At 70.9% G+C, this 14,252-nt stretch carries 15 protein-coding genes and 1 pseudogene; 8 read left to right on the top strand and 8 right to left on the bottom strand.

Annotation, left to right across the window (positions count from 1 at the left end; all coding sequences use genetic code 11):
- The first annotated feature begins 88 nt into the window (after positions 1-88).
- Together ABZ880_RS00605 and ABZ880_RS00600 are read left to right on the top strand one after the other, a co-directional pair.
- Positions 89-1,117, top strand: coding sequence for an aldehyde reductase (locus ABZ880_RS00605; protein ID WP_361254542.1), 1,029 nt, complete (start codon positions 89-91; stop codon positions 1,115-1,117).
- Positions 1,118-1,135: 18 nt separating this feature from the next.
- Positions 1,136-1,942, top strand: coding sequence for a helix-turn-helix transcriptional regulator (locus ABZ880_RS00600; RefSeq protein ID WP_361254539.1), 807 nt, complete (start codon positions 1,136-1,138; stop codon positions 1,940-1,942).
- A gap of 46 nt (positions 1,943-1,988) precedes the next feature.
- On the opposite strand, the gene ABZ880_RS00595 is transcribed toward ABZ880_RS00600, so the two are convergent.
- The 3 genes from ABZ880_RS00595 to ABZ880_RS00585 form a co-directional block, all read right to left on the bottom strand.
- Positions 1,989-2,531 carry a hypothetical protein gene (locus tag ABZ880_RS00595; RefSeq protein ID WP_361254537.1) on the bottom strand — a complete coding sequence of 181 codons (543 nt, stop codon included), beginning with the start codon at positions 2,529-2,531 and terminating at the stop codon, positions 1,989-1,991.
- Between the two features lie 21 nt (positions 2,532-2,552).
- Positions 2,553-4,169, bottom strand: coding sequence for a serine/threonine-protein kinase (locus tag ABZ880_RS00590; RefSeq protein ID WP_361254534.1), 1,617 nt, complete (start codon positions 4,167-4,169; stop codon positions 2,553-2,555).
- Between the two features lie 89 nt (positions 4,170-4,258).
- Positions 4,259-4,831: a helix-turn-helix domain-containing protein gene (locus ABZ880_RS00585; protein ID WP_361254531.1), complete on the bottom strand. Its 573-nt coding sequence runs from the start codon at positions 4,829-4,831 to the stop codon at positions 4,259-4,261.
- A 109-nt stretch (positions 4,832-4,940) separates the two neighbouring features.
- On the opposite strand from ABZ880_RS00585, the gene ABZ880_RS00580 reads away from it, so the two are divergent.
- On the top strand, positions 4,941-5,825 hold the full coding sequence (locus ABZ880_RS00580; protein ID WP_361254528.1) for an SDR family oxidoreductase: 885 nt from the start codon (positions 4,941-4,943) through the stop codon (positions 5,823-5,825).
- 94 nt (positions 5,826-5,919) lie between these two features.
- Here ABZ880_RS00580 and ABZ880_RS00575 read toward each other — a convergent pair whose 3' ends face one another.
- Together ABZ880_RS00575 and ABZ880_RS00570 are read right to left on the bottom strand one after the other, a co-directional pair.
- On the bottom strand, positions 5,920-6,378 hold the full coding sequence (locus tag ABZ880_RS00575) for a phosphotransferase (RefSeq protein ID WP_361254526.1): 459 nt from the start codon (positions 6,376-6,378) through the stop codon (positions 5,920-5,922).
- Positions 6,315-7,004: a hypothetical protein gene (locus ABZ880_RS00570; protein WP_361254523.1), complete on the bottom strand. Its 690-nt coding sequence runs from the start codon at positions 7,002-7,004 to the stop codon at positions 6,315-6,317. The genes ABZ880_RS00575 and ABZ880_RS00570 overlap by 64 nt, the downstream gene beginning before the upstream one ends.
- A gap of 228 nt (positions 7,005-7,232) precedes the next feature.
- Between ABZ880_RS00570 and ABZ880_RS00565 the strand changes: the two genes are divergently transcribed.
- Together ABZ880_RS00565 and ABZ880_RS00560 are read left to right on the top strand one after the other, a co-directional pair.
- Entirely contained in the window at positions 7,233-7,661 is a 429-nt protein-coding gene (locus ABZ880_RS00565) for a PaaI family thioesterase (protein ID WP_361254521.1), read from the top strand.
- Between the two features lie 362 nt (positions 7,662-8,023).
- Positions 8,024-9,142 carry a GNAT family N-acetyltransferase gene (locus tag ABZ880_RS00560; RefSeq protein WP_361254518.1) on the top strand — a complete coding sequence of 373 codons (1,119 nt, stop codon included), beginning with the start codon at positions 8,024-8,026 and terminating at the stop codon, positions 9,140-9,142.
- A gap of 77 nt (positions 9,143-9,219) precedes the next feature.
- Here the strand turns inward: ABZ880_RS00560 and ABZ880_RS00555 are convergent, their stop codons facing one another.
- Positions 9,220-9,591 carry a LysR substrate-binding domain-containing protein gene (locus ABZ880_RS00555; RefSeq protein ID WP_361254515.1) on the bottom strand — a complete coding sequence of 124 codons (372 nt, stop codon included), beginning with the start codon at positions 9,589-9,591 and terminating at the stop codon, positions 9,220-9,222.
- A 179-nt stretch (positions 9,592-9,770) separates the two neighbouring features.
- On the opposite strand from ABZ880_RS00555, the pseudogene ABZ880_RS00550 reads away from it, so the two are divergent.
- The 3 genes and pseudogenes from ABZ880_RS00550 to ABZ880_RS00540 form a co-directional block, all read left to right on the top strand.
- Positions 9,771-10,366 (top strand): annotated as a pseudogene (locus ABZ880_RS00550) (EamA family transporter); the annotation flags it as partial.
- A gap of 41 nt (positions 10,367-10,407) precedes the next feature.
- The gene (locus tag ABZ880_RS00545) at positions 10,408-11,391 is read left to right on the top strand and encodes a trypsin-like peptidase domain-containing protein (protein ID WP_361254513.1); all 984 of its coding nucleotides are present in this window, start codon (positions 10,408-10,410) and stop codon (positions 11,389-11,391) included.
- 161 nt (positions 11,392-11,552) lie between these two features.
- Positions 11,553-12,536: an alpha/beta hydrolase gene (locus ABZ880_RS00540; protein ID WP_361254510.1), complete on the top strand. Its 984-nt coding sequence runs from the start codon at positions 11,553-11,555 to the stop codon at positions 12,534-12,536.
- Positions 12,537-12,548: 12 nt separating this feature from the next.
- On the opposite strand, the gene ABZ880_RS00535 is transcribed toward ABZ880_RS00540, so the two are convergent.
- On the bottom strand, positions 12,549-13,130 hold the full coding sequence (locus ABZ880_RS00535; RefSeq protein WP_361254507.1) for a hypothetical protein: 582 nt from the start codon (positions 13,128-13,130) through the stop codon (positions 12,549-12,551).
- 113 nt (positions 13,131-13,243) lie between these two features.
- Positions 13,244-14,023: an SDR family oxidoreductase gene (locus tag ABZ880_RS00530; protein WP_361254504.1), complete on the bottom strand. Its 780-nt coding sequence runs from the start codon at positions 14,021-14,023 to the stop codon at positions 13,244-13,246.
- Between the last annotated feature and the right edge of the window lie 229 nt (positions 14,024-14,252).

Here is a 14,252-nt window from a genome sequence, read left to right as displayed (position 1 = left end):
CGGCCCACCGGCAGCCCTGCCTGTCCCTGCGAGTACTGGTATCGGCAGGATCTGGAGCCAGGGGTTCGTGCGCGGTGATTCTGGGCCCATGGCAAACGTACTCGTCACCGGCGGCAGCGGTTTTCTCGGCTCCCATACGATCGCCCAGCTCCTGACCTCGGGGCACACGGTCACAACCACACTGCGCTCGATGAAGCGGAAAGCCGACGTCGAGAGGATGCTCGCCAGGGCCGGGGCCCCGGGGCGGGAACGAGTCTCCTACTTCGAGGCGGACCTGGGCTCCGACGACGGCTGGGAGCAGGCGGCCGACGGCGTGGACCACGTCCTGCACATCGCCTCGCCCTTTCCCGGCTCACGCCCGAAGCACGAGAACGAACTGATCATCCCGGCACGCGACGGCGCACTGCGGGTGCTGCGCGCCGCACGGAACGCAGGCGTGAAACGCGTGGTTCTCACCTCCTCGTTCGCCGCCGTCGGATACGGCCACGCACCGGCGGACCGCGTCTTCACCGAGGACGACTGGACGAATGTCGACGGGCCCGGCGTCGCCCCGTACATCAAGTCGAAGGCCGTCGCGGAGCGCGCCGCGTGGGACTTCATCGAGACCGAGGGCCAGGGAATGGAACTGGTGGCGATCAACCCGGTCGGGATCTTCGGCCCGGTCCTCGGTCCCGACTACTCCAGTTCGATCCGCATCATCCATGCGATGCTCACCGGCGACATGCGTGCCGCACCCCCGATCTGGACCAACACCGTCGACGTCCGGGACGTCGCCGACCTGCACATCAAGGCGATGACCTCACCGGACGCCGCCGGGCAGCGGTATCTGGCGCTGGCCGGCGAACCGGTCTCCTTCCAGCAGATCGCGCTCACGCTCCGCTCCCGGCTGGGCGAAGCAGCCGCCAAGGCCCCCACCCGATCGGCCCCCGCCTGGCTGCTGCGGCTGCTGTCCGCCTTCACCCCGCAGCTGCGCGAGACGGTGCCGCAACTCGGCGTCGTCCGCCGGGCGGCCAACGCCAAGGCCCGCGAGCAACTGGACTGGTCACCGCGCTCGAACGAGGACGCCGTCGTCGCCAGCGCGGACAGTCTGGTACGGCTCGGCCTGCTCGCCGACTAACGTCGAAGGATGCATGACATGGCGGACACCCTCGGCGCCTTCCTGCGGACCCGGCGGGAACAGCTCAGCCCCGAGCAGGCAGGCCTTCCCGCCGGCGAACGCCGCCGCGTCCCCGGGCTGCGCCGCGAGGAGGTCGCTCACCTCGCCGGAATCAGCCCCGAGTACTACCTGCGTCTGGAACAGGGCCGCAACCAGCACCCCTCCGACCAGATCCTGGAAAGTCTGGCCGCCGCGCTGCAACTCGACGACGACGCCGTCGCCTACCTGCACCGCCTCGCCCATCCCACGCCCTCGGCCCGACGACGCCGTCCCCGGCCTCGTGCCGCCTCGGCCGACCATCTCCAGCCGCTCCTCGACAGCTGGCCCCTCACGGCCGCCTACGCGCAGGGAACGGCCGGCCGTGTCGTCGCCGCGAACCGTCTCGCCGTCATCCTGTGCCCGTTCTTCGCCGTGGGCAGCAACCCACTGCGCGCCGCATTCCTCGAACCCGAGATGCGCAGCCTCTACCCGCAGTGGGACGACATGACCGCCAAAGCCGTCTCCGGGCTGCGTGCCACGCTCAGCATCGACGACACCGACCCCGAACTCCTGGAGACCGTCGGCGAACTCACCGTCGCCAGCGAACGCTTCCGCACGCTGTGGGCCAAACGCGAAGTGCGCCGCCGCTCAACCGGACACACCCGGTTCAACCACCCTCTGGTCGGCCAACTGGAACTGCGCTACGAGAAACTGCTCAGGCCGGAAGCACGGCAGCTGCTCGTCCTCTACTACGCCGACCAGGACTCAGCCGACGCCGAACGCCTCCAACTGCTCGCCGGCCTCTGAAAACTCACCTCGTCGCAGAGGCAGGGGGCTGAACGAGCGGCGTGTTTCAGCACAGCGACCATGCAGCCCTCGGGAGGAAGTGGGAAAGGTCGTCCAGCGCCTCGGAGGGTACGAGGACCGGCCGCGTGAGCAGGTTGTCGCCCGCTCGCTGCACATCGATCACCACACCCAGTGTTTCCGACCCGGGCACGCCGGCGTCCACGTAGAAGAGATCCGATTCGGGCTCACGGGCCTGCGCGCGGTCGACCATCCACTGCTCCAGGACCGAGGGAACCCGGCCGACGAGCGCCACGCTCTCCGCGCAGACCTGAGGCCCGCGCAGCGCGTCGACGACAACACCGGCCAGCCGCTCCTGCCGGTAGTAGAGCGTCAGGCCGAACTCTTGGTACCTGCCCTCCTCGACTGTGACGACGGTCCCGTTCGAGGAGCGCCGAACCCTGTGGCGCTGGGATTCCGACGTGACGCCGCTCAGCGCCTTCGACACCTCACCGGGACTCATGCCGAAACGCAGCGGCCCCACGCTCACGAACGGAGCGAGCGTCCACTGCTGCCGATCGTCGTCCGCCAACACATCCCACCACTTGAACATGACCACGAAGATCGCACGCGTCTACGCCGCCCGCCAGATCGTCATGTCCGCGGTTACGAAGCTGACCCCGGGGGTGTCCCACAGTGCGGTCGACTTCTGCTGGATCGCGAGCAGCGTGATGGCTCCGGAAGGCGGTTTGATGCAGAACTCGGTGCCGATTGCCGCCGAGGCCAGCGGGAAGTTGTGGAATGTGGCGCCCTTGGCGCCGGAGAGGAGCAGACGGCAATCCTCGAAGGTGGCGCCCGGATCGCCGAACAGCTGGACGATCGCGCTGGCGTCGCTCTCCAGCGCGCAGCCGATCTTCTCGCAGGTGAAGCGCATGTCTCCGTTGCGGTCGTCGCGCGTGCCCGGCTTCTCGACGTCGATGTACAGGGAGTTCTTCTCGTTGAGGTCCTGTGCGGCGTAGGCGTGTGCTCGCGGTTTCCCGGCCGTGGTCGACGAGGGGCTCGACGCCTCCGGCGCCCGGTCCCCGGCCGTCGAGTCCGCGCCGGATGTGGAGGAGGACGCCGACGACCGTTCGGACGCCGTGGAGGAGGCGGTTGTGTCCCGGCCCCGGTCCGCCCCTTCCTTGACCTTCCAGACCAGACCCGTCAGCAGCAGCGCGCCCGTGGACACGGCGACGGCTGTGACCAGCGCGATACGGCGCCGACGGACGCGCAACTCGTCCGCGACCGTCGGCCCCACCGGCTGCGGCGGTGCGAGCAACGGCATTGTGTGCACCGGCGTGGGGTGGGGGACCGGAGCCGGGACCGTCACCTCCGGCCCGGTGACCTCCCGCCAGACGGCCGGGCCGCCGCCCGCGTCGGCGTCCCGACCCAGCTGCTGACGGCACCACTCGACGACCTCCGCCGGGGTGGCCCGCTCCTCCGGATCGGTGGCGAGGCACCGGGCGATCAGCGGACGCAGCTGCTCGGGCAGCAGGGACAGGTCGGGCTGCGAGTGCACGATCCGGTACAGCACGCCGGGCGAGGGGCCGTCCCCGTAGAGCGGCTCGCCGAGCGCTGCGAACGCTGCGGTCTGGCCGAGCGCGAAGATGTCGGTCGCCGCCGTGACCTTGCCCGCGGTCGCCTGCTCGGGGGCCATGAACTGCGGTGTTCCTACGGCGGCTCCCGTCGCCGTGTGCGAGGTGATGTCCGAGGCCAGCGAGATGCCGAAGTCGATCACGCGCGGCCCGTCGGCGGCCAGCAGCACGTTCGACGGCTTCAAGTCCCGGTGCACGATGCCTTCGCCATGGATCGCCTGCAGCGCCTCCGCCACGCCCGCCATCAGCCACAGCACCGCCGGCACCGGCAGCGGTCCGCGCCGCGCGACAGCCTCCGCCAGGGAGGGGCCGGGCACGTACAGCGTGGCCAGCCACGGCGGTAGGCCGTCCGCGTCGGCGTCGATCAACTCGGCGGTGTACGCGCCCCGGACCCGCCGTGCCGCTCTGATCTCCCGGCCGAACCGCCGCCGGAAGTCCGGGTCGTCGGCCAGTTCCGGGCGCACCACCTTGATCGCCACGGGGCGGCCGCCCTGCGTGTGCGAGAGATAGACCCGGCCCATCCCACCCGCGCCGAGCCGGGCGGCGAGGCGGTAACCGGCCACGAAGGGCGGGTCGTCCGCCTGCAGTGGCTGGAACACCTCGGTCGCGTTGTTCATCGGTCCCCGTCCCCCCTGATGCCCTGATCGCCCGATCCGATGAGCCGATCAAGAGCAGTAGCGTAAGGGGTGTCCTGCGACCGCTGGTGTCAGCCGAGGGCGGCTGCCGAGGCCCGGAGTTCGTCGAGTGTGTGGCGTGCGAGCTCGGTGAAGGTCTGTCGGTCGGCCGGATCGGCCCACTGGTCGAAGGCGTCGTAGAAGGCGCGGACGCCGAGTTCGGCGGCGAGGCTCGCGGTCGGCTCCGATACGCCGCGCGTGCGGAGTGCGTCGGTCATCGCTCGGGCGAGTCCGGCTCGCTTGAGGGCGGCGCGCTCCTGAAGTTCGCTGTGGCCGGCGATGACCGGCCGGAGCCTGGCGCTGAACTCGCGGCGGTCGTCGGTGAAGGTGGCCGTGATCGCGTCGAGGGCCGCGCCGACCGCTTCCATGGGCGTGGCCGAGCCGGGTGCCTCGGTGATCGCGTCGGCGAGGAGCCGCGCGTGCACGTCCTGGCCGGCGAAGAGCACTTCCCGCTTGTCGGGGAAGTGCCGGAAGAACGTGGTCTTGGTCAGACCGGCTCGATCGGCGATCTCCTTGACGGTGGTGGCGTCGTAGCCCTGTTCGGTGAACAGGTCGAGTGCGGCACGCACCAGCCGTTCCCGCGCGTTCGGTTCCCATCGAGCCATGCGGACAGCATAAGTGATGTGACTTGGTACCGTCACCGGCTAGAGTGACGGTACCAAGTCACATCACTTCGCCTTGCCCGGGCGGAGTGCTCCATCCTGGGAGCCACTCATGCGTGTTTTCGTCACCGGAGCCAGCGGCCACATCGCGTCGGCCGCGGTGCCCGAACTGATCCAGGCCGGCCACGAGGTCGTCGGCCTCGCCCGGTCCGACACCTCGGCCGCCACGGTCAAGGCCATGGGCGCGGAAGTCCGCCACGGCGACCTCGACGACCTGGACGGCCTGCGCGAGGCCGCGGCCCACGCGGACGCGGTCATCCATCTCGCGTTCAACCATGACGCCATCGCCGCCGGGAAGTTCACCGACGCGGTGGCAGCCGACCTGGCAGTGGTGCAGGCACTCGGCGACGTGCTGGCCGGCACGGGCAAGACTCTCGTCGGCATCGGGCTGACGCGCACCGGTGACGCCGAGCGGGACGCGGCCATCGAAGCCAACCCCCGATCCGCCGTCGCACGCACGCTCGCCGGGTTCACCGAACGCGGCGTGCGGACCGTGCTCGTCGCGATCCCACCGGTCACACACAGCCCGCGGGACAGGACCGGCTTCATCCCCACGCTGATCAGGATCGCCCGCGCCACGGGCGTGTCCGGCTACGTCGGCGACGGCACCAACCGCTGGCCCGCCGCCCACGCCCTGGACGTCGGCCGCCTGTACCGCCTGGCCCTGGAGAAGGCCCCGGCCGGCTCGCAGCTGTACGCCGCGGCCGAAGAGGGCATCACGGTGCGCGAGATCGCCGAGACCATCGGCCGCCACCTCGACGTTCCCGCCGTGAGCATCCCGGCCGAGCAGGCCGCGGACCACTTCAAGGGATTCCCGTTCATCACGCTCGACATCACGATGCCCGACACGGGCGCGAGGCAGTTGCTGGGCTGGGAGCCGGTCCACCCCGGCCTGATCGCCGACCTCGACGACGGCCACTACTTCACCGCCGACTGAGCCGCCCCGCCGGCTCTACGGGCATGCGGACCCGCGTCTCACAACGGGCCGCGAGCCTTGGTCGTCCGCCTGCGCATCCACTGCTGACAGGCAGTCACTCGGCCTTTGTCCAGGCAGCCGTCCATGTCTGTGTGGAGATCCGGTCGAGCACGTCAGCAGGGACTCCGGCGGTCGGCCGCTGCCGCTGGTGGTGGTTCCGGCCGGATTCGAGACAGCCGGTGAGGTAGGTCAGTGCCGCCGTGACGTCCTGACCGGTGCCGTGTGGCCGGCGCAGCTCGTCGACGAAGACGGCGATGTCGGCCGGCGTCCACCACAGCCGATACAGCGCGATGCCGGTCGGCGTGGCGGTGCGGCCGGTGAGCCGGGTGTAGCGCGCAAGTGCCTGATCGTCATCGCAGGCCGGCTCCTCGCCGAGCAGGTCGGCCAGGGCGGTGGTGAGCATCCACAGGTCTCGTTCCGGCGGGGCGATCTGCACGGTGTCCCAGTCGATCAGCCGTGGCCCGGCCGGGGAGCGGATGATGTTGCCGGGATGCGGCTCGCCGTGGGTGAGCACCCAGTTCGCCTCGGTGCCACGAACCGCAGCGATGTGCCGGTCGAAGTCGGCGAGCCGGCTGTGGTGCGCCCGGCGTGCGCGGCCAGCACTCTGCGGGCCCCTTCCGACCCGCCGGTCCATTCCTGGCCGAGGTCACGCAGCGCCTCGTGCAGCCGGTCCCGGCCGGGCAGCGCCAGATCTGTGCGCACGGCGATGTCGGCCACCACCGCAGTGGCGCGATGCAACTCGGCCGGCAGGTCGATCACTTCGGCCCGGTCCTCGGGCCGGTGCGTCCCGAACTGCCCGGCGGTGTCCGCGACCATGGGGAACACGGAGAGGGCGTACCGCTCGGTGAGCCGCCACACCACCGTGCCGGTCACCGCCGGGACCGGCGCGAGGACGAAGTCGAGCCCGGCACCGCGGTTCAGGGCCAGCGCGGTGCCCAACGCTCGACACAGCCGGCCGAACGCGTCATCGCGCCCGGTGGCCTCGAACCCGAGGTCGTCGACCTTGACGAACCAGGCCGTCCCCTGCCGGTCGACCACCGACCACTGATAGCTGCCCGCGCCCACCGGCAGGTACCGGGCCGATCGGGCCTCGATGGCCCAGCCGTCGGCCAGCGCCCGGATCAGTACGCTTTCGCTCAAGCCCGTCGGCCGGTCCCGCATGCCTCGACATTCTGCCCCCGTGCATGGCAGGACCACAGATCTCCTACGACGCGGACGCGCACGCGGTTCGAGGGGCGGGACGCCGTGATGGGCTCCGGCATCCGCTTGCGCCGAGTGCCGAAGGTGCTGACCCCAGCCGTCAAAGATCTCTAGAGTCGGGAATCGTCGACATCAAGGGCGCAGAGCGAGAAGGGTTTGACCATTCGCATGAGTTCTCAATCAGACCAAGGCGGGTTCCCCGGGGGCGTGGACCCGGAGGTCATCGACGTCGGCCTGGCGCGGGTGCTGGGCATCAAGTACGAGGTGTTGGACGCCGACCGCGTGGTGCTCTCCTGCCATGTCACTCCCCAGCATCTGCAGGCCCACGGCATCGTGCACGGCGGCGTGTACTGCGCGCTCGTGGAGACCGCGGCAAGCGTCGGCGCCAGCCTGTGGTTCGGAAACCGCGGGCGGGTCGTCGGCAGCGCCAACCAGACCGACTTCCTACGGGCGGTGCGCGACGGACGGCTCACGGCCACGGCCGTCCCCGTTCACCGGGGGCGCTCCCAGCAACTGTGGACGGTCGACATCGTCGACGACGAGGGACGACTCACAGCCCGCGGACAGGTGAGGCTGGCCAATCTGCCCGTCGGCTGAGCGCCGGGCGGAGGGGGATTTCTCCCCTGTGTCACCTCGCGCGGAACGGGCACCCGCAGGCGGGACGCCGCGTGGTCTTTCGTTGCGGTAGGCACTCTTGACAACATGCGTACTGTTTCGCGACGTTTGATCCTCGACGGGCAGTTCGGAATCCCGGGGTCATCCGCGAAACGAGCGTGTACACGGCGTGGAATCGGCTGATACTCAAAGAAGTGGTAGGACGCGGACAGCGCGTCATGGGGGGACGTCACGGGGGGAGCGGTCGCCGATGCGATCGACAAGCAGGGGTTCACACGCCTTTCCGGTCTGTGCCGCGGCCGGCACGTCCCTCGCGGAGCCTGTGGAAGGGCGGTTGATCTGAAGTGGACGTCACGATCCACAGAGCCGACGAGCTGAGCGACTCGCTTCGAACGGCATGGCACCGCGCGATGGACGAATCACCCGAATACGCCAACCCTTTCCTGGCACCGGAGTTCGCGCAAGGCATCGGCAGATACCGCGCCGGCACCAGGATCGCGATCCTGCGTGAGAACGGCACGCCGGTCGGCTTCTTCCCGTACGAGCGCAACACCTTCGGCGTCGGCCGGGCCGTCGGACTCGGGCTGTCCGACTGCCAGGCCCTCGTGCACTGCCCCGGGGTCACCTGGGACGCCCAGGAGCTGCTGAAGGCCTGCGGGCTGTCCATCTTCGAGTTCGACCATCTCGTGGAGGAGCAGAAGCCGTTCGGACGGCATGTGACGGGGAAGTTCGCCTCCCCGGTGGTCGACCTGAAGCCCGACGAGAGCGGCTACGCGCCCTGGCTGCGCGGCGCCTACCCCGGACTGGCCAAGACGACGCTGAAGAAGGAGCGCCGTATCGGCCGCGACGTCGGCGAGGTGCGCTTCGAGTTCGACGAGCGCGACCCGCAGATGCTGCGCCGGCTCATGCAGTGGAAGTCCGCCCAGTACCGCAGGACGGGACGCATGGACCGCTTCGCGCGGCCCTGGATCGTCGACCTGGTGGACCATCTCTTCCAGGTCCGCGAGGAACACTTCACCGGCGTCCTGTCCGTGCTCTACGCCGGGGACCGGCCCGTGGCCGCGCACTTCGGACCCCGCTCACGCACGGTGCTCGCCGCCTGGTTCACCGCGTACGACCCCGAACTCCACTACTACTCGCCGGGCTTGATGATGCATCTGCGTACGGCTGAGGCGGCCGCGCGGCACGGGGTGACGCTCATGGACCTGGGGCGCGGCGACAAGGAGTACAAGGACTGGCTCAAGACCCGCGAACTGCGTGTGGCGGAAGGGTTCGCCAGCCGCCCCCATCCGGTCGCGACGGCGCACCGGCTGTGGCGCAGACCCGTGCGGGGCCTGCGGAACACGGTCAACGCCCATCCCGAGCTGCGCGCACCCGCCGACCGTCTGCTGAAGACGATCGGCGAACTGCGCACCTCCCGCCGGGCGGCATCCAGCACTTCCACGGGATCCCGCGCACGCTGAACGCCCTTGCCCACGGCAGGACTTGGACGCCTCCGGCGGCTCCATAACACGACTCGGACGCTGCGGGCGGAGAGCGTTCAGGCGCGTCCGGCCGCGACGACCTCGTGGGCGAGCGCCAGCAGGTCCGGGACGGCAGGGTGGACCGGTCCCGGGCGCCACGCCAGGACGACGGGGACCCTCGGCGCGTCCACGAGTGGCCGGTGGATCAGCGAGGGGTGCGCGTGGTTGCCCGGGGTGGCCGTCGTGGAGATACCCACGGCACGGCCCGCGGCGATGGCGATGAGCCACTCGTCGGTGTTGGTCACCTCCATGGTCCGGACGGGACGCGCCGTCGGCGGCCACAGACCCATCGTCGTCGTACCGGAGACGGTGTTGAGGGCGATCGGATGGGCGGCCAGATCCGCCGGCCTGACCTCGGGAAGCGCCGCCGGCGGACTGTCCGTCGGCATCACCACCACCCGCTCCTCCGACAGCAGCAGCTCCGTGCAGAGGCCGGACGAGTGACCGTCCCGCGCAGCAGGGCCGCGTCGACCTTGCCCTGGGTGAGGCCGGCCGTGCGGTCGTCGATGCGGAGCAGCTGCAGAGGAACGTCCGGACGGGTCTCGTCCCAGCGGCGCAGCAACGGGATGACCTGCTCGGACCGCTGCTGTTGTCGGTCGTCGCCTCGCGCCGGGCCGCCGGCCTCCTGTGGGCCTGCCTCGCACCGGCCGGGGTCTACCTGCTGGGCCGCGCCGGCCTGGGCCGGCTCGACGCCGGGGCGTCGCCTTCGCGCTGGGCGTCGGCCTGATGTGGGCGGCGTACATCCTGCTCAACGCCCGCGCGGGCGCCCGCTTCCCGAGGCTGGACGGCCTGGCGTTCGCGATGACCGTCGCCGCGCCGGTCAGCCTGCCGCTGGGCATCGGCGCCGCGGGCGGGACGCTGCTGGAAGCGGGAGCGCTCGCCCTCGGTCTGGCGGTCGCCGTGCTGAGCTCGGGCGTGCCCTTCACCCTGGAGCTCCTCGCTCTACGACGGCTGCCCGCGGCGACCTTCGCGGTCCTGACGAGCCTGTCACCGGCCCTCGCCGCACTGGCGGGCTATCCGGTGCTGGACCAGGGGCTGTCCCTGCCGCAGTGCGGAGCGATCGCGATGGTGGTCGTGGCCGGCGCGGGGGCTGTGCGCACCGGGCACCGCCTGGGCCGTCAGCCCGCAGCGAAGTCCCGCCCGCACACCGATTCAAGGGTGTAAGCATGTAATCCAAGCCCTTGGGCAAGCGGAAAGGTCGACTCGTGGCCGAGACCATTTCCGAGCCCGACCGCTCCCGTGAGGAGCAGGCCGCGCTCGACTCCTACTCCCGGATCGTCACCTCCGTCGCCGCCGAACTCACACCGAAGGTGGCGGCCCTGAACGTCGCGCACCGCCGCTCCAGAGGCCGGTTCGTGCGCGGCACAGGCTCCGCGGTGGTGTTCACGGACGACGGCTTCCTGCTCACCAACGCCCATGTCGTCGGGCACTCCGACGCCGGTACGGCGTCCTTCGCCGACGGCACCACCACCCCCTTCCACGTCATCGGCGCCGACCCGCTGTCCGACCTCGCGGTGGTCCGCGCCGACGGGCCGACCCCGCCCCCGGCCCGGCTCGGCGAGGCCGACACACTGCGGGTCGGCCAGCTGGTCGTGGCAGTCGGCAACCCGCTCGGACTGACCGGCAGCGTCACCGCCGGCGTGGTCAGCGCGCTGGGCCGCTCACTGCCGGCGAGCGCGGGCACCGCGACACGCGTCATCGACAACGTCGTCCAGACCGATGCCACGCTCTACCCGGGCAGCTCGGGCGGAGCGCTCGCCACGGCCGACGGCAAGGTCGTCGGAATCAACACCGCCATCGCCGAGGTCGGCCTCGGCCTGGCCATCCCGGTGAACGGCACCAGCCGGCAGATCATCGCGACCCTGCTCTCCGAGGGCAGAGTGCGCCGCGCCTACCTCGGCCTCGCCGGCATCCCCGCACCGCTGCCGCCGCTGCTCCGGGCCCGCACCGGACGATCCACCGGCCTGCGGATCGTCGAGGTCGTCCCAGCCTCGCCGGCCGCCCGGGCCGGGCTGCGCAACGGCGACCTGCTGATCACCGTGGACGGCGGGCCGGTGACCAGCGCCCAGGCCCTGCAGCGGCTGATGCTCGAGGACGCCATAGGGCGACCACTCGCCCTGACCGCCCTGCGCGGTGACGCCCTCGTGGACGTCATCGCGACACCGGTGGAACTGGTCGCGGACGACTGAGGAAGTGCGGCCGTACAAACGCAACGGGCTCCGAGCGGGCGACAACTACCCTGCCCCGGGCCCGCGTTCACCCGGACATTGCTGAAACGGCAACAGGTATCGCGTGCACCGTCCCGACCCCTGCATGCTCGTCGTCCATGCCCCCGCTCCGGGAAGGACCCATGACGCAGCCCCCCGTCACCGCCCCCACCCACCGCCTGGTCCCCTCACCGGCCGGCCGCACCCACCTCGTCGAGCAGGGCAGCGGGCCCCTCGTGCTGCTCCTGCACGGCTTCCCCGAGTCCTGGTACTCCTGGCGCCACCAACTGCCCGCGCTGGCTGCCGCCGGTCACCGCGCCGTGGCCGTCGACGTCCGCGGCTACGGCCGCTCCTCCAAACCCCGGGACGTGGCCTCGTACCGCATGCTCGACCTCGTCGAGGACAACCTCGCCGTGGTGGACGCACTCGGCGAGCGCTCCGCGGTGATCGTCGGGCACGACTGGGGTGCGACCATCGCAGCAACTTCCGCCTTGCTGAGGCCGGATGTGTTCCGCGCGGTCGGACTGCTGAGCGTGCCCTACACGCCGCCCGGCGGACCGCGGCCCAGCGAGGTCTTCGCGCAGATGGGCGGCGAGGAGGAGTTCTACGTCTCCTACTTCCAGCAACCCGGCCGCGCCGAGGCGGAGATCGAACCCGACGTGCGCGGCTGGCTCGCCGGCTTCTACGCCGCCTTGTCGGCCGACACCATGCCCCAACCCGGCGCCCCCGCCCCGCACTTCGTCGCCCGGGACGGGAGGATGCGCGACCGATTCCCGGCGGGACGTCTGCCGTCCTGGCTCGGCGAGCACGAACTCGACGTCTACGCCGGGGAGTTCGAACGGACCGGCATGACAGGAGCCCTGCACCGGTACCGCAACATGGACCGGGACTGGGCGGATCTGGCCGACCATCACGGCGCCCCGATCCGCCTGCCCTCACTCTTCGCCGGCGGGGCCCTGGACGCCTCCACCGTCTGGCTGGCCGACGCGATCGAGGCCTACCCCACCACGCTGCCCGGTCTGACCTCCTCGCACGTCCTCGACGGCTGCGGCCACTGGATCCAGCAGGAACGCCCCGAGGAGGTCAACCGGCTCCTGATCGACTGGCTCCTCTCCCTCGAGCTCTGAGCCCGACGCGCCTCAGCGCGCCCCGGTCCAGTTGTGGGCCACGTCCACGACCACGTGGCCGTCCACCCGCAGGACCCGGAACGGCAGCCGGGCCCGGACACCGAGTCCGAGCTGGGTGTCGCCCTCGAAACTGCCGGCGAACCGGGTGTCCCGGAAGGTGCGGTACCCGGTGAGATCGACGCCCGGCAGCGGACGGCCGGCGCGTGCCGGATACGAGGGCGCCCCGGTCTCGGGGTCGTAACTCGGCGCCGTCACCCGCACCTCGAGGACGGCTCCGCCGCCGACGGGTATGAGGCGACCGGATCCGTCCTGGTAGAGGTTCTTGACGTACCTGACGGAGTAGCCGAGGTGGCTCTTGCCCGCGCCGGGGATGTCGACCACCATCCGGTCGTAGCAGGCGTGACGGCCGGTCCTGACATTCGTCACCGGCGTCGTCGTACTGGCTGTGTAGGTCTTGGTAAGGCTGCCCCAGCCGGTGGGGCAGGCGGTGGTCTGCGTTGCTGCCGCCGGCGCGGCGTCGGCCGGGAGTGCGGTCACTCCCAGTGCGGTTGCCGTGACCGTGAGCGCTGCCCATAGTGTTCTGCTTCGTCTCATCACGTCCCCCGAAGCATGCTTGGTGCTGATATTGGATGAGACATGGGGGATGGCTGAAAGGTTGCGGTTAGTGGCCGGATATCTCCAGGGTGCGCTCACGCGGCCTTCGCCGACTACCAGGTCGGAATGAATCCGCCGTCGACCCGCACGTCGGTGCCCACCGTGTTCGCGGCCCGGGGACCGGCGAGGAACAGGACGGCCTCGGCGACCTCGGCCGGCTGCGAGAACCGGCCGGTGACCATCGCTTTCGCCGCGCCCGCCGCCACCGTCGACGGATCGGCCCCGGTCGCCCGGCTCATCGTGGCCGCCACGCCGTCGTCGGCCAGCCACAGATCGGTGGCGACCGGGCCCGGACTGACCGTGTTGACGCGGATCCCGCGGGCGCCCACCTCCTTCGACAGGCCCTTGGAGAAGGCGAGGAGCGCAGCCTTGGCCGTGCTGTAGTCGAGCACCAGGGGATCGGGCAGCGCGGCGTTCACCGAGGCGATGTTCACGATGCTGCCGCGGCCCTGCGCGAGCATGAGGGGAAGCGCGGCGCGGGTCGTCCGGATCGCCGCCAGCAGGTTGAGGTTGAGCGAGGTCAGCCAGTGCTCGTCGGTGATGCTCAGAAAACCTTCGGGCCGTACGGGGGCGGCGCCGACGTTGTTGACCAGGATGTCGACGCGGTCGCCCGCCCGCTCGACGAGCCGGGCGGGACCCGACTCCGTGGCGAGGTCGACCTCGACGACCTCGACGGCACCGGTCTTGGCCAACTCGTCCAGCTCGCCCGACGAGTGGCGGGCACCCGCGATCACCCGGGCCCCCTCACCCGCGAGCGCCTGTACGACGGCGAGGCCGATGCCGCGGCTTGCTCCGGTGACGACGGCGACCTGACCGTCGAGTTCATGGTCCATGACCTGCTCCTGACGTCTCCGGGAGGAATCTCCGGGGCGCTCGCCGCCCACACCGTTGACCGTACGCGGAGGCCGAGGGGCGGGCTTGGGTTATACGACTGTTCCACCGACGCACTCACCCACCCTTCGTCGCCTCCTGCCCGTACCGCCGGCACCGCCCGCCACAGGATTGGCGGAAGGTTCGCGAGATCGGCGTGCGCGGCTCAAGATGAGACCAGGGCCGCCGCCC

Origin of the sequence: Streptomyces sp. NPDC047043 (assembly GCF_040644055.1) — a bacterium.
Lineage (GTDB): Bacteria > Actinomycetota > Actinomycetes > Streptomycetales > Streptomycetaceae > Streptomyces.
The sequence above is the reverse complement of the archived record's forward strand: the minus strand, read 5'-3'. Positions and strand labels throughout refer to the sequence as shown.

Coding starts and splice junctions, on each gene's coding strand:
- ABZ880_RS00595 (WP_361254537.1), bottom strand. CDS start 2,531: ATGTTCAAGTGGTGGGATGTGTTGGCGGACGACGATCGGCAGCAGTGG.
- ABZ880_RS00530 (WP_361254504.1), bottom strand. CDS start 14,023: ATGGACCATGAACTCGACGGTCAGGTCGCCGTCGTCACCGGAGCAAGC.
- ABZ880_RS00590 (WP_361254534.1), bottom strand. CDS start 4,169: ATGAACAACGCGACCGAGGTGTTCCAGCCACTGCAGGCGGACGACCCG.
- ABZ880_RS00535 (WP_361254507.1), bottom strand. CDS start 13,130: ATGAGACGAAGCAGAACACTATGGGCAGCGCTCACGGTCACGGCAACC.
- ABZ880_RS00565 (WP_361254521.1), top strand. CDS start 7,233: ATGAGTTCTCAATCAGACCAAGGCGGGTTCCCCGGGGGCGTGGACCCG.
- ABZ880_RS00585 (WP_361254531.1), bottom strand. CDS start 4,831: ATGGCTCGATGGGAACCGAACGCGCGGGAACGGCTGGTGCGTGCCGCA.
- ABZ880_RS00605 (WP_361254542.1), top strand. CDS start 89: ATGGCAAACGTACTCGTCACCGGCGGCAGCGGTTTTCTCGGCTCCCAT.
- ABZ880_RS00600 (WP_361254539.1), top strand. CDS start 1,136: ATGGCGGACACCCTCGGCGCCTTCCTGCGGACCCGGCGGGAACAGCTC.
- ABZ880_RS00580 (WP_361254528.1), top strand. CDS start 4,941: ATGCGTGTTTTCGTCACCGGAGCCAGCGGCCACATCGCGTCGGCCGCG.
- ABZ880_RS00555 (WP_361254515.1), bottom strand. CDS start 9,591: ATGCCGACGGACAGTCCGCCGGCGGCGCTTCCCGAGGTCAGGCCGGCG.
- ABZ880_RS00540 (WP_361254510.1), top strand. CDS start 11,553: ATGACGCAGCCCCCCGTCACCGCCCCCACCCACCGCCTGGTCCCCTCA.